The organism is Heyndrickxia shackletonii (assembly GCF_001420715.1).
Classification (GTDB): Bacteria; Bacillota; Bacilli; order Bacillales; family Bacillaceae_C; genus Margalitia; species Margalitia shackletonii.
Map to the genome: position 1 here is coordinate 17,691 of NZ_LJJC01000004.1, position 22,239 is coordinate 39,929.

The following is a 22,239-nucleotide window of genomic DNA, read 5'->3' on the forward strand; positions in this document are numbered from 1 at the left end:
TTTTGAAATGCACCTCTGAGCCTTATTCCGAACGTTCCCACAAGTAGGAGTAAGCGGAAAACCTTCCGTTAAAAGGGAAAGTTGGGACATAGTGAAGTTTCTATGTTCAAACAGAGTGGAACCGCGTGTGAAGCGTCTCTGTCTATTCAGAGACGCTTTTTTGTTTGTTTTAAAATGAATACCCGTGGATAACTTGTTTGGGGAATTGTCCACGTCTAGCTTCAAGTGAAATTGGCACTTCAAATTTCACCAGCGCCTATCGGCGTACGGATTTGATATTAAGGAGCGAAAAAAATGTTTAGAAGGATAAAGGAAGATATCGAGGTTGTTTTTGAGCAGGACCCTGCAGCCCGCAGTTATCTGGAAGTGATCCTAACATATTCTGGGCTCCATGCTATTTGGGCTCATCGAATTGCTCATAGCTTCTATAAGAGGAAACTTTTCTTTATTGCCCGTGTCATCTCACAGGTTAGTCGCTTTTTTACCGGTATTGAAATCCATCCGGGTGCTAAAATAGGCAGACGCTTTTTCATCGATCATGGAATGGGCGTGGTGATTGGAGAGACCTGCGAAATAGGCAATAATGTTACGGTCTATCAAGGTGTAACGTTAGGAGGAACTGGCAAGGAAAAAGGAAAACGACATCCGACTATTGAAGATAATGCACTTATCGCAACCGGTGCAAAGGTTCTAGGATCTATCACCGTTGGAGAAAATGCTAAAATAGGCGCCGGATCTGTTGTTTTAAAGAATGTACCTCCGAATTCCACAGTTGTCGGAATACCAGGACGAGTGGTCATTAGAGATGGGGTAAAAGTGAAAAAAGATTTAAACCATAGTGATTTGCCGGATCCAGTAGCCGATCGATGTTGGGCTATTGAAGAGAAAATGAGACAATTACAAGTAGAATTCGAGGAATTGAAAAGGAAAGGGGTTCAAAAGGAACATGCCGATTCAAATTTATAATACGCTGACAAGAAAGAAAGAAGAATTTATCCCATTGGAAGAAGGAAAAGTCAAAATGTATGTGTGCGGGCCAACCGTATACAATTATATTCATATAGGGAATGCCCGCCCGGCAATCGTATTTGATACAGTACGCCGCTATTTGGAATATCGCGGATTTGATGTAAACTTTGTTTCCAATTTTACAGATGTCGATGATAAATTAATCAAAGCAGCCAATCAACTGGGGGAAGATGTCCCTACAATTGCTGATCGTTTTATTAAGGCTTACTTCGAGGATGTATCTGCATTAGGCTGCAACAAGGCTGATATACATCCAAGAGTAACGGAGAATATGGATATTATTATTCAATTTATTGAAACATTAATCGAGAAGGGTTATGCATATGAATCAGCGGGGGATGTGTATTACAGAACACGCAGCTTCTCCAGTTATGGTAAGCTATCACACCAATCAATTGATGATTTAAAATCAGGAGCGCGTATAGAAGTTGGGGAGAAAAAAGACGATGCCTTGGATTTTGCTCTTTGGAAAGCGGCGAAGGAAGGGGAAATATACTGGGAGAGCCCATGGGGAAAAGGAAGACCCGGATGGCATATTGAATGCTCGGCAATGGCTCGAAAGTATCTTGGGGATACGATTGATATTCATGCCGGTGGTCAAGATTTAACATTCCCTCACCATGAAAATGAAATTGCACAGTCTGAAGCACTAACAGGAAAAACATTTGCAAGATATTGGATGCATAACGGTTATATTAATATTGATAATGAAAAAATGTCAAAATCACTGGGCAATTTTGTTCTTGTTCATGATATTATTCAACATCATGATCCGCAGGTGCTAAGATTTTTCATGCTATCTGTACATTATCGAAATCCAATTAATTATAGTGAGGAATTATTGGAAAATGCAGGTGCAGGGTTAGAAAGATTGAAAACATCCTATCAAAACCTTAAGCACCGTAAGCAGGTTAGCGCAAACTTAACTCATGATGATCAGGAATGGCTGCAAAAACTAGAAGAACTTCATCAATCATTTGTGAATGAAATGGATGACGACTTCAATACTGCCAATGGAATCTCGGTACTATTTGATTTATCTAAACAAGCAAATTACTATTTGCGTGAAAAAAACACTTCCAATCAAGTGATTGAAGCGTTTATGAAGCAATTTGAAAATCTTTTCTCTGTATTAGGGCTAAAATTAGAAAATGAAGAATTACTAGATGAAGAAATTGAGGATCTAATTGAAAAGCGCAATACTGCAAGAAAAGAAAGGAATTTTGCACTTGCAGATGAAATTCGTGACCGTTTGAAAGAGATGAACATTATTTTAGAAGATACACCACAAGGTATTAGATGGAGAAGAGGATAAATATGTCCGAAACGAATAATCATAGCTTCGATGTTAAAGGATTAAATAGTCTGGCTCTTGCTTATATGGGTGACGCTATATACGAAGTACAAGTGCGTCACCATCTTCTCCTTTTAGGGAAAACAAAGCCAAATCAGCTTCACCGTGAAGCAACAAAATTTGTCTCCGCGAAAGCTCAAGCCGCCATTTTACACGAGCTTTTGGAAAAAGAGATATTAACAGAGGAAGAACTGGCCGTTGTAAGAAGAGGAAGAAACGCTAAATCAGGAACAGTACCCAAAAACACAGATGTACTTACTTATCGGCATAGCACAGCATTTGAAGCTTTAATTGGCTATTTATACTTAATTGATAATCAAATAAGGCTGCAAACTATTATCGATATGGCCGTTGCCATCGCTGAAGAACAAGGTACAAGAAAAAAATAATACTGGATAGGAGGTCGTATAAATGGCTCAGGATTATATCAGCGGGAAAAACCCTGTTATCGAGGCATTAAAGTCAGATAGGGAAATTAATAAAATTTGGATAGCGGAAGGTTCACAAAAAGGCCAAATGCAGCAAATCATTCAATTAGCAAAAGAAGCAAGAGTTTTAGTTCAGTATGTTCCAAAGCAAAAAATTGATCAGATGGTAAGTGAAAACCATCAAGGTGTTGTAGCGCAGGTAGCTGCCTATAAATATGCTGAAATAGATGATTTATTCATAAGGGCAGAACAAAGACAGGAAACACCTTTCTTTTTAATATTGGATGAGCTCGAAGATCCACATAATTTAGGATCTATTTTAAGAACGGCAGATGCTGCAGGTGTTCATGGAATTATTATTCCAAAGCGCAGAGCGGTTGGATTGACGGGAGCAGTGGCAAAAGCATCAACTGGAGCTATTGAACATGTTCCAGTTGTTAGGGTGACAAATTTAGCTAGAACCATTGCAGAGCTTAAAGAACGCGGTATATGGATTTTCGGTACGGATGCGAAAGGAAGTCAGGATTATCGTAAAATGGATGGATCTCTTCCGTTAGCAATGGTCATAGGCAGTGAAGGTAAAGGAATAGGTCGTTTAATTAGGGAAAGCTGTGATTTTCTTATTCACTTACCGATGGTTGGTCATGTAACATCGTTAAACGCTTCTGTTGCAGCCAGCTTATTAATCTATGAGGTTTACCGACAACGTTATCCTATCGGTGAATAATAATGGATATTTTGCTTGTTGATGGATATAACATCATTGGTGCTTGGCCAGAGCTTCGAAAGTTAAAGAAGACAAATCTTAGTGCAGCAAGAGACCGCCTAATAGAAAAAATGGCAGAGTATCAAGGATACACTGGTTACAAAGTAATCATTGTTTTTGATGCATATGATGTAAAGGGAATTCAAAAAAAATATCGTCATCATAATGTAGAAGTCATTTATACAAAGGAAAATGAATCTGCTGATGAAAGAATTGAGAAAATGGCGATAGAACTTAATAATAAAAGGACACAAATTCATGTAGCAACCTCTGATTATACGGAACAGTGGGCAATCTTTGGGCAAGGTGCTTTGCGTATTTCTGCTAGAGAGTTATTAACAGAAGTAGAGATGAATAACCAAAATATCACAAAAAATGTGAAGGAAATCCAAGAGGAAAAGCCAATATCTAGAATCCCTTTAAGTAAGGAGGTAGCCGAATATTTCGAAAAATTACGGAGAGGTAAGCAATGATTGTTGACGCTTGAATTTTCAGTAATGTATAATATTTCTATCTATTGCTTTCGCGTTCGGGGGGATTCATGTGAACCTTAATATCGAGGTCAAGCATAACGAAAAGTATGAAATCATGGAAGACGAGCAATTGATTGAATCTGTTCATAATGGGGAAAGTGAAGCGTTAGATTATCTAATCCACAAATATCGAAATTTTGTCAGAGCTAAAGCGCGTTCTTATTTTTTAATAGGTGCGGATAAAGAAGATATTATTCAAGAAGGCATGATTGGTCTTTATAAGGCAATTCGCGACTATAAAGAGGACAAGCTTACCTCCTTTAAGGCATTTGCTGAGCTATGTATTACCCGCCAAATTATTACTGCAATTAAAACAGCCACCCGGCAGAAGCATATCCCGCTTAACTCATATGTTTCTCTTGATAAGCCAATTTATGATGAGGAGTCAGATCGTACATTGATGGATGTCATCACTGGTGCAAAAATATTAAATCCTGAAGAGCTTATTATTAATAGGGAAAAGTACGATAATATTGAAGGGAAAATAACGGAACTTCTAAGTGATTTAGAAAGAAAGGTTCTCGCGTTGTATCTGGATGGACAATCTTATCAGGAAATATCTGAGGAATTAAATCGTCATGTTAAATCTATTGATAATGCACTGCAAAGGGTTAAGAGAAAACTAGAACGGTATTTAGAAGTGCGTGAATTTAGCATGTAAGTAATACCTTATATTGACAAATGCAGATTTACCATGTTAAGTTCTTAAAAAGAATGGTATATTTAAATTATACTTTTTGTAATTCTTTTAATTTTAATAGAAATCATCAGGATTTGATATAGATTGCAGGTGTTTTTATGCAAAAAAAAGTTGCGTTAGCCTGTGAAAAATGCGGTTCTCGTAATTACACAGCTGATTATAAACAATCCCAAACAGAAAGACTGGAACTCAAGAAGTTTTGTAAACATTGCAACGAACATACGATTCATCGTGAAACGAAGTAGCAGTGCATTTATTTTGTTTTTTGTTGGAGGTACAAAGATGTCAATAGCGAAGTTTTTTAGTAACGTTTCTTCAGAGATGAGAAAGGTAAGTTGGCCAAAGCGTAAAGAGTTAATCACCTACACAGCAACCGTTATTGGTACAGTAGTCTTTTTGACTGTGTTTTTTGTAATAGTAGATTTTGGCGTTTCTAATCTCGTAAAATGGATTCTTAGCTTAAATCAATAGAAATAAAAACTTTAGCTTGAATAACTTGCCATATTACATGGTATAATGGAAAATAATCATTTATTGTTCTTCAGCCCGTTTAACGGGTTTTTTCATTTGGAAAAAGAAAAGCGAAGCCGACTGTTCATCGACGTACTTCCTTTCGGGCTTCGACTGAGATAAAGGAAACTGTGCTGAGGTAGTTCACGAGCTGATGTTGACTTATCGTAGGGAGGAGACCAGAAGTTTGCTAGTCGATAGGCGACGTAGCTGGACAAAGATAACGACCACTTGGTAGTAATCAAATAGTTAATTAATGTTAGGGAGGGACGGACACAAGTCCTTAATAATGGAAAAGAATTGGTATGTTGTTCATACGTATTCAGGTTATGAAAATAAAGTAAAAGCAAATTTAGAAAAACGTGTCGAGTCAATGGGAATGCAGGATAAGATTTTCCGAGTGGTAGTACCGGAAGAAGAAGAAACTGATATTAAAAACGGGAAAAAGAAAGTAGTAAAGAGGAAAGTTTTCCCAGGTTATGTACTTGTAGAAATAATCATGACAGATGATTCCTGGTATGTTGTTCGAAATACACCGGGAGTAACAGGCTTTGTCGGATCAGCCGGTTCTGGTTCAAAACCAACTCCGCTATTACCGGAAGAAGTAAATGTAATATTAAAACATATGGGTATGGAAGAAAAACGCGTGGACGTAAACTTTGAAATTGGCGAAACCGTTACGGTAAAAGAAGGACCATTTGCTAATTTTACTGGTAAAATTGAGGAAATTGACCGTGATAAAGGTCGTGCTAAAGTTAGTGTTAACATGTTTGGACGTGAAACACCTGTCGATCTTGTTTTTACACAAATTGATAAAATATAAACTTAAACAACTTGAAATATTTCTTGATAAATGGTAATATTCTTTAGGTCAGTATTTATTCTCGCTGAGAAAGCTGAACAATTAAAGAATATCTTTAATAAAATAAAGATTTTATAAGATGAGTGGGAGGGGACAACCCTATTACCACATCACGGACTTAAGGAGGTGTGTCTCGTGGCTAAAAAAGTAATTAAAATTGTAAAATTACAAATCCCTGCTGGAAAAGCGAATCCTGCTCCACCAGTCGGTCCTGCACTAGGTCAAGCCGGTGTTAATATCATGGGATTCTGTAAGGAGTTTAATGCTCGTACAGCTGATCAAGCTGGTTTAATTATCCCTGTTGAGATTACGGTATTTGAAGACCGTTCATTTACATTCATTACAAAAACCCCACCTGCTGCGGTTTTACTTAAAAAAGCAGCTGGTATCGAGTCAGGTTCAGGTGAGCCTAACCGTAAAAAGGTAGCAACTGTTAAGCGTGACAAGGTACGTGAAATCGCTGAAACAAAAATGCCTGACTTAAACGCAGCTAGCGTTGAAGCAGCAATGCGTATGGTTGAAGGTACTGCACGCAGCATGGGTATCACAATCGAAGATTAATCCATGTAAACAATTGGTTTCTGTCCGACGGGGTTGCGATGCGAAAAACTTTTCACTCGCAACCTTTATTCGTGGGAGGTTATTCCGTTAAAACCACATTCGAGGAGGAAAAATAGAATGGCTAAAAAAGGTAAAAAGTATGTTGAAGCTTTAAAATTAGTAGACCGTTCAAAGTTCTATGCAGTTAATGAAGCGGTTGAACTTGTGAAAAAAACAAGCTATGCAAAATTTGACGCTACAGTTGAAGTTGCATTTCGTCTTGGATTAGATCCTAAGAAAGCAGATCAACAAGTCCGTGGAGCTGTTGTACTTCCAAATGGTACAGGTAAAACTCAACGTGTATTAGTATTTGCAAAAGGTGAAAAAGCGAAAGAAGCAGAAGCTGCAGGCGCAGATTATGTAGGAGATGCTGACTATATTAACAAAATCAACCAAGGTTGGTTTGAATTTGATGTTATCGTAGCAACACCAGACATGATGGGTGAAGTTGGTAAGCTTGGTCGTGTACTTGGACCTAAAGGTTTAATGCCAAACCCTAAAACTGGTACTGTAACATTTGACGTAACAAAAGCTATTAATGAAATTAAAGCTGGTAAAGTAGAATACCGTTTAGATAAAGCTGGTATTATTCATGTTCCAGTAGGAAAGGTTTCATTTGATACAGATAAATTAGCTGAAAACTTTACAACTGTTTTCGAAACACTTGTTAAAGCGAAACCAGCTGCAGCAAAAGGTACTTATATGAAGAGCATTTCTGTTACTTCAACTATGGGACCTGGTGTGAAAGTTGATCCATCTTCCTTTAACGTAAAATAATATTGACTTCCATAGAATTGTTTGATATTATTTAAAACGTTGTTAATAGAATAACATTTATACCAAAGACAGCAGGTGCTGATAAGCAGCTTAATTTCCTGCCGAGGTAATGCGATATATATTTATAGTCGTTCGCTGGCTATATGCATAAAACCTCCATGTCTAATTCGATTTGGAGGTTTTATTTTTGCGGTATGAATGTGTTCATCTAGTAAATCTATAGGAGGTGTAAAGATGAGCAATGCAATCGAACAAAAGAAAGTAGTCGTACAAGAGATTGCTGAAAAATTCAAATCAAGCGTATCTACAGTTGTTGTTGATTATCGTGGTTTAAATGTTGCGGAAGTAACAGAACTTCGTAAACAACTTCGTGAAGCAGGTGTTGAATTTAAAGTTTACAAAAACTCATTATCTCGCCGTGCTGCAGAAGCAGCAGAAATTTCTGGTCTTAATGAGGCATTAGTAGGTCCGAATGCGATCGCATTCAGTACTGAAGATGTTGTAGCACCAGCTAAAATTTTGAACGACTTTGCTAAAAAACACGAAGCTCTTGAAATCAAAGCAGGTGTTATTGAAGGAAATACTGCAACAGTTGAGGAAATTAAAGCTCTTGCTGAACTTCCATCTCGCGAAGGTTTACTTTCAATGTTGCTTAGCGTTCTTCAAGCTCCAATCCGCAACCTTGCTCTTGCTACTAAAGCAGTTGCAGATCAAAAAGAAGAACAAGGCGCTTAAGTCTATAAAAGTAAATTACTATCCATTAACGAATAAACTACAATTTAAACTTTTAGGAGGATATTAAAATGACTAAAGAACAAATCATTGAAGCTGTCAAAGGTATGACAGTTCTTGAATTAAATGATCTTGTAAAAGCTATTGAAGAAGAATTTGGTGTAACAGCTGCTGCTCCAGTTGCAGTTGTAGGTGGAGCTGCTGCTGGCGGTGCTGCTGAAGAAAAAACTGAATTTGATGTAGTACTTGCTAGTGCTGGAGATCAAAAAATTAAAGTTATTAAAGTTGTTCGTGAAATTACAGGTCTTGGCCTTAAAGAAGCGAAAGAAGTTGTTGATAACGCTCCAAAACCACTTAAAGAAGGCGTATCTAAAGAAGAAGCTGAAGAAATCAAAGCGAAACTTGAAGAAGTTGGAGCTAACGTTGAAGTTAAGTAATCATCTAGATTGGAAAAAGCTCGCTGTTTAAAGCGGGCTTTTTTTGTCTATTCTTAAGAAAAGCGAAAGGCGCCTTGTACTTCCGCTAGCCGATAGGCATTGTAGCTAGACAGAGAGATGGAGGTGATACAATGAGCGAACATTATTATTCCCGAAACCCAGAGGTGGAAAGCAAGCCTGTATATTGGAATTTTACTCTTCGAGGAAATTTATTTCGATTCAAAACGGATCAAGGTGTATTTTCAAAAAGCGAAGTAGACTTTGGATCGAGACTGCTAATTGAAAACTTCGCAATGCCTGAAATACAAGGACCAATTCTTGATGTCGGATGCGGATATGGACCTATCGGTTTATCTATCGCTAAATCAGAACCCGATTGCTTAGTTCATATGGTGGATGTGAATCAAAGGGCAATAGAACTTGCGAGGGAAAATGCGTCCTCTAATCAAATCCCGAATGTAGAAATTTATGAAAGCGACCGTTTTGAAAATGTATCGGAACAAAACTTCTCAGCCATTGTTACGAACCCTCCTATTCGTGCGGGAAAGAAAATAGTTCATGAAATTCTGACCAAAAGCTATGAATATTTACTATCTAAGGGAGAGTTATGGGTAGTAATACAGAAAAAGCAAGGTGCTCCATCTGCAAAGGAAAAAATGAGCGAAATATTTGATGAAGTAGAAGTTGTTTGTAAAGATAAAGGATATTATATTTTAAAAGCAAAAAAAGGTTGACTCGTTTGTGGGGCTATGGTAATATTATAAAATGCCAATATCATATTTTTTGTAAACTACTTTAATTTCAAAATGTCAAGTATATTTTATGGTAGTTATGGAAAATACTTATAAAATAATAGTTCGTCATGTGAAAATTGCGGTTTTTAATGGAAAAACCCTTTTTCTTTTTGTCTTATGATGGGGTGGTTGACCTATGATAAGACTTTAATAGATGCCAACCAAAACGCATGATTTGAGGGGTGAATCAGTTGACAGGTCAACTAGTTCAGTATGGACGTCACCGGGAGCGTAGAAGTTACGCGCGAATTAGTGAAGTTCTAGAATTACCAAATCTTATCGAAATTCAAACTGCATCTTATCAATGGTTTTTAGATGAAGGTTTGAGAGAAATGTTTCAAGACATTTCACCAATTGAGGATTTCGCCGGGAATCTCTCCTTAGAATTTATTGATTATAGTCTTGGTGAACCAAAGTACTCTGTCGATGAATCAAAAGAGCGTGATGTAACCTATTCCGCTTCTCTTCGTGTCAAAGTACGCCTTGTAAATAAGGAAACTGGTGAAGTGAAAGATCAAGATGTGTTTATGGGTGATTTCCCGCTGATGACAGAAACTGGAACATTTATTATAAATGGTGCAGAGCGAGTCATTGTATCACAGCTTGTACGTTCACCAAGTGTATATTTCAGTGGAAAAATGGACAAAAACGGTAAACAAGGTTTTACAGCAACTGTAATTCCAAACCGTGGGGCATGGCTTGAGTATGAAACAGATGCGAAGGATGTTGTCTATGTTCGTATCGATCGTACAAGAAAGCTCCCTGTAACAGTTCTGTTACGTTCATTAGGATTTGGTTCCGATCAAGAAATTATTGATTTATTAGGTGATAATGAGTACCTACGAAATACATTGGAGAAAGACAATACCGAAAGTACGGAAAAAGCACTTTTGGAAATTTATGAGCGCCTACGTCCTGGTGAACCGCCAACCGTAGAAAATGCAAAAAGTCTCCTTGTTTCGCGCTTTTTTGATCCTAAACGCTATGATTTAGCAAATGTGGGTCGCTATAAAATTAATAAGAAACTGCATTTGAAAAATCGTCTCTTTGGTCAAAAGTTAGCTCAAACTTTAGCTGATCCTGAAACAGGAGAGATTATTGCAGAAGAAGGAACTGTATTAGACCGTAGAACGTTAGATAAAATTTTACCTAATTTAGAAAATGGCGCCGGTTTTAAAGTGTACTCTCAAGTCGGCGGGGTAGTAGAAGAAGATGTCGTTCTTCAATCCATTAAAATTTATGCTCCGATAGATGATGGAGAAAAGGTAATTAACGTAATAGGTAATGCTTATGTGGAAGAAGCAGTGAAGAATATTACTCCGGCAGATATCATTGCATCCATCAGCTATTTCTTTAACCTGCTTCATGGGGTTGGAGATACGGATGATATTGATCATTTAGGTAATCGACGATTACGTTCAGTTGGAGAATTATTACAAAATCAATTCCGTATTGGTTTATCTCGAATGGAGCGTGTTGTTCGTGAAAGAATGTCCATTCAAGATATCAATACCATCACTCCGCAGCAACTGATTAATATTCGTCCAGTTATTGCAGCAATTAAAGAGTTTTTCGGAAGCTCCCAGTTGTCTCAATTTATGGATCAAACGAATCCGCTTGCGGAATTAACGCATAAACGAAGACTTTCCGCATTAGGACCTGGTGGTTTGACTCGTGAACGTGCCGGAATGGAAGTTCGTGATGTTCACTATTCGCATTATGGTCGTATGTGTCCGATTGAAACACCAGAGGGTCCAAACATCGGGTTAATTAACTCGTTATCTACATTTGCGAAAGTTAACCGATTTGGATTTATCGAAACTCCTTATCGTCGTGTTGATCCTGAAACAGGAAAATTAACGGATCATATTGATTATTTAACAGCAGATGAAGAAGATAATTATGTTGTTGCACAAGCAAATGCAAGATTATCTGAAGATGGATCCTTTATTGATGAAGAAGTTATCGCTCGTTTTAGAGGGGAAAACACTGCTGTTAAACGTGATCGTATTGATTATATGGACGTTTCACCGAAACAAGTAGTTTCTGCTGCGACAGCATGTATTCCATTCTTAGAAAACGATGACTCTAACCGAGCTCTAATGGGAGCGAACATGCAGCGTCAAGCGGTTCCTCTTATGCAGCCGGAAGCGCCAATTGTCGGAACAGGTATGGAATATGTTTCAGCTAAAGACTCAGGTGCTGCAGTTATTTGTAAGCATGATGGGATTGTTGAGCATGTTGAAGCACGTTCTATTTGGGTTCGACGTGTAAAAGAAATTGATGGTCAAGAAGTAAAAGGTGACCTTGATAAATATAAGTTACAAAAATTTATTCGTTCTAACCAAGGTACTTGTTATAATCAGCGTCCAATTGTAAGTATTGGTGACCGTGTTACAAAAGGCGAAGTACTTGCTGATGGACCTTCTATGGAAAAGGCAGAGTTAGCGTTAGGCCGTAATGTTCTTGTTGCCTTCATGACATGGGATGGTTATAACTACGAAGATGCGATTATCATGAGTGAAAGACTTGTCAAAGATGATGTCTATACTTCTATTCATATTGAAGAATATGAATCAGAGGCTCGTGATACGAAACTTGGACCTGAAGAAATGACACGTGATATTCCAAACGTTGGGGAAGATGCCCTTCGTAATTTAGATGAGCGTGGAATTATTCGAGTTGGGGCGGAAGTAAAAGATGGAGATCTTCTTGTTGGTAAAGTTACCCCTAAAGGTGTAACGGAGCTAACTGCGGAGGAACGTCTATTACATGCCATCTTTGGTGAAAAAGCTCGTGAAGTTCGAGATACTTCGCTTCGTGTACCACATGGCGGCGGAGGAATAGTCCTAGATGTAAAAGTCTTTAATCGTGAAGATGGGGATGAATTACCTCCAGGTGTAAATCAATTAGTTCGTGTGTATATTGTTCAAAAGCGTAAAATTCACCAAGGGGACAAAATGGCAGGTCGCCATGGTAATAAAGGGGTTATCTCCAGGATTCTACCTGAAGAAGATATGCCGTTCTTACCAGATGGAACACCTGTTGATATCATGTTAAACCCACTTGGGGTGCCTTCCCGTATGAATATCGGGCAAGTTCTTGAACTGCATCTTGGTATGGCTGCAAGAACGCTTGGAATTCACGTTGCAACGCCTGTTTTTGACGGGGCACGTGAAGAAGATGTATGGGCTACTATTGAAGAAGCAGGCATGGCTAGTGATGCGAAAACGATTCTTTACGATGGCCGTACTGGGGAACCATTTGATAATCGTGTTTCTGTTGGAATCATGTACATGATCAAATTGGCTCACATGGTTGACGATAAACTTCATGCTCGTTCAACCGGACCATACTCGTTAGTAACACAACAGCCACTTGGCGGTAAAGCACAATTCGGTGGTCAGCGTTTCGGTGAGATGGAGGTATGGGCACTTGAGGCTTATGGTGCTGCATATACACTTCAAGAGATCCTAACCGTTAAATCGGATGATGTGGTCGGACGTGTTAAAACCTACGAAGCTATTGTTAAGGGTGAAAACGTACCGGAGCCAGGCGTACCAGAATCATTTAAAGTACTCATTAAAGAACTGCAAAGTTTAGGCTTGGATGTAAAAATTCTATCAAGTGATGACGAAGAAATTGAAATGCGTGATTTGGAAGATGAAGATGATGCTAACCAAGCAGATACTTTAAACATCGCTCCTGAATCAAAAGAAGAAGAAATTGAAATCGTCGCATCAAAGGAATAATAATTGAAAAGCGAAAGTGCCTTGCTCATCGGCTGCTTGCGCTAGATATGGTCAAATAGCTGGAAACCAGAAATCAGCATCTTATGGATGTGGGATTTCTGATTTCTGGCCTTTATTTAAGGGTAGAACCTATAGACTAAAAGGGAGGTAGACCCCTTGATAGATGTAAACAATTTTGAGTATATGAAAATTGGTCTTGCTTCACCAGACAAAATTCGTTCTTGGTCTTATGGCGAAGTAAAAAAACCAGAAACTATTAACTACCGTACACTAAAACCGGAAAAAGACGGTTTATTTTGTGAGCGGATTTTTGGCCCTCAAAAGGACTGGGAATGTCATTGCGGTAAATATAAACGTGTTAGATACAAAGGTGTAGTATGTGATCGTTGCGGTGTTGAAGTAACAAGAGCGAAGGTTCGTCGTGAACGGATGGGCCATATCGAACTTGCAGCCCCTGTTTCACATATTTGGTATTTTAAAGGTATCCCAAGTCGAATGGGACTTGTATTGGATATGTCGCCTCGGGCATTAGAGGAAGTTATTTATTTTGCCTCTTATGTAGTAACGGAAACTGGAGATACTGCACTAGAAAAGAAACAGCTTCTTTCGGAAAAAGAATACCGTGCATATCGTGAAAAATACGGTAATAAATTCCAAGCATCAATGGGTGCAGAAGCAATTAAAAAGCTTCTTCAAGATATTGATGTGAATAAGGAAGTAGATTTACTTAAAGAAGAACTAAAAACAGCCCAAGGACAACGCCGTACTCGTGCGATTAAACGCTTGGAAGTTTTAGAAGCTTTCCGTCATTCCGGAAATTCACCTGACTGGATGATTTTAGATGTGCTACCGGTTATTCCTCCAGAATTGCGCCCTATGGTTCAATTAGAAGGTGGTCGGTTTGCAACATCTGATTTAAATGATTTATATCGTCGTGTTATCAACCGCAATAATCGTTTAAAACGCTTATTGGATCTTGGAGCTCCAAGTATTATTGTGCAAAATGAAAAACGCATGCTTCAAGAAGCGGTGGATGCGCTTATTGATAACGGCCGTCGTGGTCGTCCTGTTACAGGTCCAGGTAATCGCCCGTTAAAATCACTTTCACATATGTTGAAAGGGAAGCAAGGTCGATTCCGTCAAAATCTACTGGGTAAACGTGTAGACTATTCAGGACGTTCGGTTATCGTCGTTGGTCCGTATTTAAAAATGTATCAATGCGGTCTTCCTAAAGAAATGGCCATTGAGCTATTTAAGCCGTTCGTTATGAAAGAACTAGTGGAAAAAGGACTTGCTCATAATATTAAAAGCGCAAAAAGGAAGATTGAACGCCTTTCACCTGAGGTTTGGGATGTGTTAGAAGAAGTTATTAAGGAACATCCAGTACTTCTAAACCGTGCCCCTACTTTGCATAGATTAGGTATTCAAGCATTTGAACCTACTTTAGTTGAGGGTAGAGCTATCCGTCTTCACCCGCTTGTATGTACAGCTTATAATGCTGACTTTGACGGCGACCAAATGGCTGTTCACGTTCCATTATCTGCTGAAGCACAAGCGGAAGCACGTCTATTAATGCTTGCTGCACAAAATATCTTAAATCCAAAAGACGGTAAACCGGTTGTTACTCCTTCGCAGGATATGGTATTAGGTAACTATTACTTAACATTAGAACGTGAGGGTGCAATTGGAGAGGGTACAGTCTTCAATGATATCAATGAAGCACTTCTTGCTTACCAAAATGGTTATGTGCATTTGCATACAAGGATTGCTGTTCGTGCTGGATCGATTAAAAATGAAACATTCACAGATGAGCAACGTACAAAATTGCTTGTTACAACGGTAGGAAAACTGATTTTTAACGAAATTTTACCTGAATCATTCCCATATATGAATGAGCCGACAAAAACGAATCTAGAGGAAAAAACTCCAGAAAAATATTTTGTTGATACAAATGTGGATGTAAAAGAATTCATTAAAAATCAACCACCTATTAAACCGTTTATTAAGAAATTCTTAGGAAATATTATTGCAGAAGTCTTTAAACGATTCCAAATCACAGAAACCTCTAAGATGCTGGACCGTATGAAAGACTTAGGATTTAAATATTCCACTAAAGCCGGGATTACGGTTGGTGTTGCGGATATCGTCGTATTACGTGAAAAAGAACATATTCTTGCAGAAGCACAAGCAAAAGTAGATAACGTTATGAAACAGTTCAGACGTGGATTAATTACGGAAGATGAACGTTATGACCGTGTAATTTCTATTTGGTCTGGTGCTAAGGATACAATCCAAGGAAAACTAATGGCATCATTAGATCCTCGAAACCCTATCTTCATGATGAGTGATTCAGGTGCCCGTGGTAACGCATCTAACTTCACTCAGCTTGCAGGTATGCGTGGATTAATGGCCAACCCTGCTGGACGTATTATTGAGTTACCGATTAAATCGAGTTTCCGCGAAGGTTTAACCGTATTGGAATACTTTATTTCTACCCACGGTGCACGTAAAGGTCTTGCGGATACAGCCTTAAAAACAGCTGACTCAGGTTACTTGACTCGTCGACTTGTAGACGTTGCACAAGACGTAATTGTTCGTGAAGATGATTGCGGTACTGACAGAGGATTACTTGTTGGCGCACTTAAAGAAGGTACGGAAATTATTGAAAGTCTGGAAGAACGTCTTATTGGACGTTATGCAAGAAAAGCAATTAAACATCCTGAGACTGGCGAAGTAATGGTTCCTGAAAATGGACTTATTACAGAAGATTTAGCGAAAGAAGTTACAAACGCCGGAGTGGAACAAGTTTGGATTCGTTCCGCATTTACTTGTAATACTCGTCATGGTGTATGTAAGAAATGTTATGGGCGAAATCTTGCTACTGGTCAAGAGGTTGAAGTTGGTGAAGCAGTTGGTATCATTGCTGCTCAATCTATCGGTGAACCAGGTACACAGTTAACCATGCGTACTTTCCATACCGGAGGGGTTGCAGGAGACGATATTACACAAGGTTTACCTCGTATTCAAGAGCTTTTCGAAGCGCGTAATCCAAAAGGACAGTCGGTTATTTCTGAAATCGATGGTGTGGTTGTCTCAATTAGCGAAGGAAGAGACCGTCAACATGAAATTACTATTCAAGGTGATGTTGAAACCAGAACCTATAATGCACCTTATACTTCACGTCTAAAAGTTTCTGTAAACTCAAGAGTGGAAAGAGGTCAAGAGTTAACAGAGGGATCTATTGACCCTAAAGAATTATTAAAAGTTCGTGATGTTAATTCTGTCCAAGAATACTTGCTTCGTGAAGTACAAAAAGTATACCGAATGCAAGGTGTAGAAATTGGCGATAAACATATTGAAGTAATGGTGAGACAAATGCTTCGTAAAGTTCGTGTAGTGGATGCAGGTGAAACAGATGTATTACCAGGCTCATTACTCGATATTCATCAATTTACGGATGCCAATGAGCAAGCATTATTGGAAGGAAGAATGCCTGCAACTGGTCGACCTGTATTATTGGGTATTACGAAAGCATCACTTGAAACGGATTCCTTCTTATCTGCGGCATCATTCCAAGAAACAACACGTGTACTTACCGACGCTGCTATTAAAGGTAAACGTGATGAGCTTCTTGGCTTGAAGGAAAATGTTATTATCGGTAAACTGGTTCCTGCTGGAACAGGTATGCAACGCTACCGTAAAGCAACTGCGCAATTAATGGAAGATGATGAAAGTGTACTTGTAGAACAATAAAATCTGTTGCCGGCCATTTGGCCGGCAAATATATTTAAGAAGTTTTTTGAAGCAATTATTATTGCTTTAAAATACACAATGGTAAAGAAAAGTACTTTTGATTAAGAAAGAATTCATTTTCTGTTGACAATAAAAAACGAAAATGATAATATATTCAAGGTGCTCCTATGAATACCTGATGCTTTGGAGGATATAAATATGTCTTATGAAAAAGTATTGCAGGCGAAAAATATCGTTATAGGAACAAAGCAAACAGTGAAGGCACTGAAATCCGGTAAAGTGAATGAACTAATCGTAGCGGAGGATGCTGATCCAATTATTACGAAAAAAGTTATTCAAGTTGCGGACGAAATGAAAATACCTGTTACACAAGTGGAATCGATGAAGAAACTTGGTAAATCTTGTGGTATTGATGTGGGTGCAGCAGCTGTTGCCATTAGTTATTAAAAACTGTTTTTGCAGATAGACGAAACTGCAAGAACTTTGTTTTTGCTTTAAAATGAACCACCTGGATGTGTGGGCTTATAAAATGTGAAGGGAGGAAACATAAAATGCCTACTATTAACCAATTAGTGCGCAAACCTCGTAAATCTAAAATTGAAAAATCAAAATCACCAGCACTAAACAAAGGCTATAACAGCTTTAAGAAAGTAAACACAGACTTATCTTCACCTCAAAAACGTGGGGTATGTACTCGTGTTGGTACAATGACACCGAAAAAACCGAACTCTGCATTACGTAAATATGCTCGTGTTCGTTTAACAAACGGTATCGAGGTAACTGCTTATATCCCAGGTATTGGCCATAACCTACAAGAACACAGCGTTGTATTAATCCGCGGTGGACGTGTTAAGGACTTACCAGGGGTTCGCTATCACATTGTACGTGGTGCATTAGACACTGCAGGTGTTGATAAGCGTATGCAAGGCCGTTCAAAATACGGTACAAAAAAACCAAAAGAGAAAAAATAATCTTATAAAACGATAAAACCCTTTCTGAAAGGAGGAAAACATAATGCCACGTAAAGGCCCAGTAGCAAAAAGAGATGTTTTACCAGATCCTATTTATAATTCAAAACTAGTAACACGTTTAATCAACAAGATGATGGTAGATGGTAAGAGAGGTAAATCTCAAACTATTCTATATAATTCATTTGATTTAATTCGTGAACGTACAGGTAAAGAGCCTATCGAAGTGTTCGATCAAGCACTTAAGAACATTATGCCAGTACTTGAAGTACGAGCTCGCCGTGTGGGTGGTGCTAACTACCAAGTACCAGTAGAGGTAAGACCTGAACGTCGTACTACTTTAGGTCTTCGTTGGTTAGTAAACTATGCTCGTCTTCGCGGTGAAAAAACGATGGAAGAGCGTCTTGCTAACGAAATTCTAGATGCAGCTAACAACACTGGTGCATCTGTTAAGAAACGCGAAGATACTCATAAGATGGCTGAAGCGAACAAAGCGTTTGCTCACTATCGTTGGTAATAAAACCTTCAGTTTTAAAAAATTATTCATACAAAGGAAGGTGAAAACCACATGGCAAGAGAGTTCTCTCTACAAAATACTCGTAATATCGGTATCATGGCACACATCGATGCTGGTAAAACAACAACAACTGAGCGTGTCCTTTATTACACTGGTAAGATTCATAAAATCGGTGAAACTCATGAAGGTGCATCTCAAATGGACTGGATGGAGCAAGAACAAGAACGTGGTATCACGATCACTTCCGCTGCAACAACTGCACAATGGAAGGGTCACCGCGTAAATATTATTGATACTCCAGGACACGTGGATTTCACTGTTGAAGTTGAACGTTCTCTTCGTGTACTAGACGGAGCTGTAGCTGTTCTTGATGCGCAATCAGGTGTTGAGCCTCAAACTGAAACAGTTTGGCGTCAAGCAACAACTTACGGAGTACCGCGTGTAGTATTCGTAAACAAAATGGATAAAATCGGCGCTGACTTCCTTTATTCAGTAAAAACATTACATGAGCGTCTACAAGCAAATGCTCATGCAATTCAATTACCTATTGGTGCTGAAGATCAATTTGAAGGTATTATTGACCTTGTTGAAATGAAAGCTATTATGTATGGTAATGATTTAGGAACTGAAATCACAGAGATTGAAATTCCTGCTGAATATAAAGATCAAGCTGAAGAATATCATGAAAAATTAGTTGAAGCAGTTGCTGAACTTGATGAAGATTTAATGGAAAAATACCTTGGCGGTGAAGAAATCACTGTTGAAGAGCTAAAAGCTGCTATTCGTAAAGGTACCGTTAATGTAGAATTCTACCCAGTTATCTGCGGATCTGCATTTAAAAACAAAGGTGTTCAATTAATGCTTGATGCTGTAATCGATTATCTTCCATCTCCATTGGATGTACCAGCAATTAAAGGTACTGCTCCTGATTCTGATGAAGTTATCGAAAAGCATTCAAGTGATGATGAACCATTTGCTGCACTAGCATTTAAGGTTATGACTGACCCTTATGTTGGTAAACTAACATTCTTCCGTGTTTACTCAGGTACGTTACAATCAGGTTCATATGTAACAAACTCTACTAAAGGTAAACGCGAACGTGTAGGACGTATCCTGCAAATGCATGCGAACCACCGTGCTGAGATTTCAGAAGTTCATGCTGGTGATATCGCTGCTGCTGTAGGTTTGAAAGATACAACAACTGGTGATACTCTGTGTGATGAAAAGAACCTTGTAATCTTAGAATCAATGGAATTCCCTGAACCAGTTATTGAATTATCTGTAGAACCTAAATCAAAAGCTGACCAAGATAAAATGACGACAGCTTTACAAAAACTTCAAGAGGAAGATCCAACTTTCCGTGCACATACTGATCAAGAAACTGGACAAACCATTATTGCCGGTATGGGTGAGCTTCACTTAGATATCATCGTGGACCGTATGAAACGTGAATTCAAAGTTGAAGCAAATGTTGGTGCGCCACAAGTTTCTTATCGTGAAACTTTCCGCTCATCTGCACAGGTTGAAGGTAAATTTGCTCGTCAATCTGGTGGACGTGGACAATACGGACATGTTTGGATTGAATTCTCTCCAAACGAAGAAGGAAAAGGCTTTGAGTTCGAAAATGCTATTGTTGGTGGTGTGGTTCCTCGTGAATACATTCCAGCAGTTCAAGCAGGACTTGAAGATGCGCTTGAGCGAGGAGTTCTTGCTGGATATCCATTAGTAGATGTTAAAGCAAAACTATATGATGGTTCTTACCATGATGTCGATTCAAGTGAAATGGCGTTCAAGATTGCTGCATCACTAGCACTTAAGAATGCTGCTTCAAAATGTAACCCTGTTATCCTTGAACCTGTAATGAAGGTTGAGGTTGTTATCCCTGAAGAATATTTAGGAGATATCATGGGTCAAATCACAGCACGCCGCGGACGTGTTGAAGGTATGGAAGCTCGCGGAAATGCACAAGTAGTTCGTGCGATGGTTCCACTTTCAGAAATGTTCGGATATGCAACATCACTTCGTTCTAGTACACAAGGTCGTGGAGTATTCTCTATGCACTTTGACCACTACGAAGAAGTACCGAAATCTATTTCTGAAGAAATTATCAAAAAAAATAAAGGTGAATAATTGATTTATCGCCTTTAATAAAGTATAAATACATTATATGCTATGATTGCTTAAAAGATGATGTACACATCTTTTAAGCACCATATATACTTATTTTAAATTTAAATTATTTAAATTGAGGAGGATTTTCTAATGGCTAAAGCTAAATTCGACCGTTCCAAAACACATGCTAATATCGGTACAATTGGTCACGTTGACCATGGTAAAACTACTTTAACAGCTGCGATCACTTCTGTACTTGCTAAGTCAGGTAAAGCAGAAGCTCGTGCTTATGATCAAATTGACGGTGCTCCTGAAGAGCGTGAGCGTGGTATCACAATCAACACTGCACACGTTGAGTATGAAACTGATACTCGTCACTATGCACACGTTGACTGCCCAGGACATGCTGACTATGTTAAAAACATGATTACTGGTGCTGCTCAAATGGACGGTGGTATCCTAGTAGTTTCTGCTGCTGATGGTCCAATGCCACAAACTCGTGAGCACATTCTATTATCTCGTAACGTAGGTGTACCATACCTAGTAGTATTCTTAAACAAATGTGATATGGTAGACGACGAAGAACTTCTTGAACTAGTTGAAATGGAAGTTCGTGACCTTCTATCTGAATATGATTTCCCTGGTGATGATGTACCAGTTATCAAAGGTTCTGCTCTTAAAGCACTTGAGGGAGATCCTGCTTGGGAAGAAAAAATCATTGAATTAATGAATGCAGTTGATGAGTACATCCCAACTCCAGAACGTGACACTGACAAACCATTCATGATGCCAGTTGAGGACGTATTCTCAATTACTGGTCGTGGTACTGTTGCTACAGGACGTGTTGAGCGTGGTCAAGTTAAAGTTGGTGACGTTGTTGAAATCATCGGTCTTTCTGAAGAACCAAAATCAACTACTGTAACTGGTGTTGAAATGTTCCGTAAGCTTCTTGATTATGCTGAAGCTGGAGATAACATTGGTGCACTTCTTCGTGGGGTTGCTCGTGAAGAAATCCAACGTGGTCAAGTTCTTGCAAAGCCAGGAACAATTACACCACACACTAACTTCAAAGCAGAAGTTTACGTATTATCTAAAGAAGAAGGTGGACGTCATACTCCATTCTTCTCAAACTATCGTCCACAATTCTATTTCCGTACTACTGACGTAACTGGTATTGTTCAACTTCCAGAAGGTACTGAAATGGTAATGCCTGGTGATAACACTGAAATGAGTGTTGAATTGATTTCACCAATCGCGATTGAAGAAGGAACTCGTTTCTCAATCCGTGAAGGTGGACGTACTGTTGGTTCAGGTGTTGTAACTACAATCAACAAATAATAATTAAAATAAATAAAAAAGCAGACGGTGACGATCGTCTGCTTTTTTATTTCTGCATCCATTGTTTACTAAAATCTATCTCCAAAATTTCCGTAATAATCTTTTCTTCTATTTAATAGAGATAATTTCCTACTAAATTCGAAAAGAAATTGAAAATTCTACGTAAGACAGAATAGCTTGAACCTGCTATACAAAGTATGTATAATAAAAAAAGTGCAAGTGACCTAACAAATATGCCGCATAGTGTTGCATATTATTTGTGTTTTATGTATAATAG

The 22,239-nt window shown here is 38.5% G+C and carries 21 protein-coding genes and 1 other annotated feature; all 21 genes read left to right on the top strand.

Going from position 1 to position 22,239, the window contains the following annotated elements; translation table 11 throughout:
* Positions 1-294: 294 nt before the first annotated feature.
* The 21 genes from cysE (at position 295) to tuf (ending at position 21,962) form a co-directional block, all read left to right on the top strand.
* Entirely contained in the window at positions 295-966 is a 672-nt protein-coding gene (gene cysE / locus AN964_RS00100; protein ID WP_055737781.1) for a serine O-acetyltransferase, read from the top strand.
* Entirely contained in the window at positions 947-2,344 is a 1,398-nt protein-coding gene (gene cysS / locus AN964_RS00105) for a cysteine--tRNA ligase (RefSeq protein WP_055737782.1), read from the top strand. Before cysE ends, cysS begins: the two co-directional genes overlap by 20 nt.
* Positions 2,345-2,346: 2 nt before the next feature.
* Positions 2,347-2,772, top strand: a complete 426-nt coding sequence (locus tag AN964_RS00110; protein ID WP_055737783.1) for a Mini-ribonuclease 3 — start codon at positions 2,347-2,349, stop codon at positions 2,770-2,772.
* A 22-nt stretch (positions 2,773-2,794) separates the two neighbouring features.
* The gene (gene rlmB, locus AN964_RS00115; RefSeq protein WP_055737784.1) at positions 2,795-3,538 is read left to right on the top strand and encodes a 23S rRNA (guanosine(2251)-2'-O)-methyltransferase RlmB; all 744 of its coding nucleotides are present in this window, start codon (positions 2,795-2,797) and stop codon (positions 3,536-3,538) included.
* A 2-nt stretch (positions 3,539-3,540) separates the two neighbouring features.
* Positions 3,541-4,050 carry an NYN domain-containing protein gene (locus tag AN964_RS00120; RefSeq protein WP_055737785.1) on the top strand — a complete coding sequence of 170 codons (510 nt, stop codon included), beginning with the start codon at positions 3,541-3,543 and terminating at the stop codon, positions 4,048-4,050.
* Positions 4,051-4,165: 115 nt separating this feature from the next.
* The gene (gene sigH / locus AN964_RS00125) at positions 4,166-4,771 is read left to right on the top strand and encodes an RNA polymerase sporulation sigma factor SigH (protein WP_187356718.1); all 606 of its coding nucleotides are present in this window, start codon (positions 4,166-4,168) and stop codon (positions 4,769-4,771) included.
* Between the two features lie 137 nt (positions 4,772-4,908).
* A complete protein-coding gene (gene rpmG / locus AN964_RS25255; protein WP_083489161.1) occupies positions 4,909-5,055 on the top strand; it encodes a 50S ribosomal protein L33 in 147 nt (48 codons plus the stop codon).
* 37 nt (positions 5,056-5,092) lie between these two features.
* Positions 5,093-5,281 carry a preprotein translocase subunit SecE gene (gene secE / locus AN964_RS00130; protein WP_055737787.1) on the top strand — a complete coding sequence of 63 codons (189 nt, stop codon included), beginning with the start codon at positions 5,093-5,095 and terminating at the stop codon, positions 5,279-5,281.
* 328 nt (positions 5,282-5,609) lie between these two features.
* Entirely contained in the window at positions 5,610-6,143 is a 534-nt protein-coding gene (gene nusG, locus AN964_RS00135; RefSeq protein ID WP_055737788.1) for a transcription termination/antitermination protein NusG, read from the top strand.
* A gap of 174 nt (positions 6,144-6,317) precedes the next feature.
* On the top strand, positions 6,318-6,743 hold the full coding sequence (gene rplK / locus AN964_RS00140; protein ID WP_055737789.1) for a 50S ribosomal protein L11: 426 nt from the start codon (positions 6,318-6,320) through the stop codon (positions 6,741-6,743).
* A gap of 117 nt (positions 6,744-6,860) precedes the next feature.
* A complete protein-coding gene (gene rplA / locus AN964_RS00145) occupies positions 6,861-7,559 on the top strand; it encodes a 50S ribosomal protein L1 (RefSeq protein ID WP_055737790.1) in 699 nt (232 codons plus the stop codon).
* Between the two features lie 44 nt (positions 7,560-7,603).
* Positions 7,604-7,753 (top strand) — a sequence feature (ribosomal protein L10 leader region).
* 40 nt (positions 7,754-7,793) lie between these two features.
* Positions 7,794-8,294: a 50S ribosomal protein L10 gene (gene rplJ / locus AN964_RS00150; RefSeq protein WP_055737791.1), complete on the top strand. Its 501-nt coding sequence runs from the start codon at positions 7,794-7,796 to the stop codon at positions 8,292-8,294.
* 68 nt (positions 8,295-8,362) lie between these two features.
* Positions 8,363-8,728, top strand: coding sequence for a 50S ribosomal protein L7/L12 (gene rplL / locus AN964_RS00155; RefSeq protein WP_055737792.1), 366 nt, complete (start codon positions 8,363-8,365; stop codon positions 8,726-8,728).
* Between the two features lie 131 nt (positions 8,729-8,859).
* Positions 8,860-9,462, top strand: a complete 603-nt coding sequence (locus AN964_RS00160; RefSeq protein WP_055737793.1) for a class I SAM-dependent methyltransferase — start codon at positions 8,860-8,862, stop codon at positions 9,460-9,462.
* Positions 9,463-9,713: 251 nt separating this feature from the next.
* Entirely contained in the window at positions 9,714-13,274 is a 3,561-nt protein-coding gene (gene rpoB, locus AN964_RS00165) for a DNA-directed RNA polymerase subunit beta (RefSeq protein WP_055737794.1), read from the top strand.
* A 156-nt stretch (positions 13,275-13,430) separates the two neighbouring features.
* Entirely contained in the window at positions 13,431-17,027 is a 3,597-nt protein-coding gene (rpoC, locus tag AN964_RS00170; RefSeq protein ID WP_055737795.1) for a DNA-directed RNA polymerase subunit beta', read from the top strand.
* A gap of 198 nt (positions 17,028-17,225) precedes the next feature.
* Positions 17,226-17,474, top strand: a complete 249-nt coding sequence (locus AN964_RS00175) for a 50S ribosomal protein L7ae-like protein (protein ID WP_055737796.1) — start codon at positions 17,226-17,228, stop codon at positions 17,472-17,474.
* A 104-nt stretch (positions 17,475-17,578) separates the two neighbouring features.
* The gene (gene rpsL, locus AN964_RS00180) at positions 17,579-17,998 is read left to right on the top strand and encodes a 30S ribosomal protein S12 (protein ID WP_055737797.1); all 420 of its coding nucleotides are present in this window, start codon (positions 17,579-17,581) and stop codon (positions 17,996-17,998) included.
* 43 nt (positions 17,999-18,041) lie between these two features.
* Positions 18,042-18,512 (top strand): 30S ribosomal protein S7, encoded by a 471-nt coding sequence (gene rpsG, locus AN964_RS00185; RefSeq protein WP_055737798.1) that lies wholly within the window; start codon positions 18,042-18,044, stop codon positions 18,510-18,512.
* 51 nt (positions 18,513-18,563) lie between these two features.
* Complete coding sequence (fusA, locus tag AN964_RS00190; protein ID WP_055737799.1) at positions 18,564-20,642, top strand: elongation factor G; 2,079 nt, start codon at positions 18,564-18,566, stop codon at positions 20,640-20,642.
* A 132-nt stretch (positions 20,643-20,774) separates the two neighbouring features.
* Positions 20,775-21,962, top strand: a complete 1,188-nt coding sequence (gene tuf / locus AN964_RS00195; protein WP_055737800.1) for an elongation factor Tu — start codon at positions 20,775-20,777, stop codon at positions 21,960-21,962.
* Positions 21,963-22,239: the final 277 nt, after the last annotated feature.

What these genes read in the sequence shown, in the direction of transcription:
- fusA (WP_055737799.1), top strand. Translation starts at nt 18,564, where the DNA reads ATGGCAAGAGAGTTCTCTCTACAAAATACTCGTAATATCGGTATCATG.
- secE (WP_055737787.1), top strand. Translation starts at nt 5,093, where the DNA reads ATGTCAATAGCGAAGTTTTTTAGTAACGTTTCTTCAGAGATGAGAAAG.
- AN964_RS00110 (WP_055737783.1), top strand. Translation starts at nt 2,347, where the DNA reads ATGTCCGAAACGAATAATCATAGCTTCGATGTTAAAGGATTAAATAGT.
- rpmG (WP_083489161.1), top strand. Translation starts at nt 4,909, where the DNA reads ATGCAAAAAAAAGTTGCGTTAGCCTGTGAAAAATGCGGTTCTCGTAAT.
- rplL (WP_055737792.1), top strand. Translation starts at nt 8,363, where the DNA reads ATGACTAAAGAACAAATCATTGAAGCTGTCAAAGGTATGACAGTTCTT.
- cysE (WP_055737781.1), top strand. Translation starts at nt 295, where the DNA reads ATGTTTAGAAGGATAAAGGAAGATATCGAGGTTGTTTTTGAGCAGGAC.
- rplJ (WP_055737791.1), top strand. Translation starts at nt 7,794, where the DNA reads ATGAGCAATGCAATCGAACAAAAGAAAGTAGTCGTACAAGAGATTGCT.
- rpsL (WP_055737797.1), top strand. Translation starts at nt 17,579, where the DNA reads ATGCCTACTATTAACCAATTAGTGCGCAAACCTCGTAAATCTAAAATT.
- AN964_RS00175 (WP_055737796.1), top strand. Translation starts at nt 17,226, where the DNA reads ATGTCTTATGAAAAAGTATTGCAGGCGAAAAATATCGTTATAGGAACA.
- rlmB (WP_055737784.1), top strand. Translation starts at nt 2,795, where the DNA reads ATGGCTCAGGATTATATCAGCGGGAAAAACCCTGTTATCGAGGCATTA.
- AN964_RS00120 (WP_055737785.1), top strand. Translation starts at nt 3,541, where the DNA reads ATGGATATTTTGCTTGTTGATGGATATAACATCATTGGTGCTTGGCCA.
- tuf (WP_055737800.1), top strand. Translation starts at nt 20,775, where the DNA reads ATGGCTAAAGCTAAATTCGACCGTTCCAAAACACATGCTAATATCGGT.
- AN964_RS00160 (WP_055737793.1), top strand. Translation starts at nt 8,860, where the DNA reads ATGAGCGAACATTATTATTCCCGAAACCCAGAGGTGGAAAGCAAGCCT.
- rplA (WP_055737790.1), top strand. Translation starts at nt 6,861, where the DNA reads ATGGCTAAAAAAGGTAAAAAGTATGTTGAAGCTTTAAAATTAGTAGAC.
- sigH (WP_187356718.1), top strand. Translation starts at nt 4,166, where the DNA reads ATGGAAGACGAGCAATTGATTGAATCTGTTCATAATGGGGAAAGTGAA.
- cysS (WP_055737782.1), top strand. Translation starts at nt 947, where the DNA reads ATGCCGATTCAAATTTATAATACGCTGACAAGAAAGAAAGAAGAATTT.
- nusG (WP_055737788.1), top strand. Translation starts at nt 5,610, where the DNA reads ATGGAAAAGAATTGGTATGTTGTTCATACGTATTCAGGTTATGAAAAT.
- rpsG (WP_055737798.1), top strand. Translation starts at nt 18,042, where the DNA reads ATGCCACGTAAAGGCCCAGTAGCAAAAAGAGATGTTTTACCAGATCCT.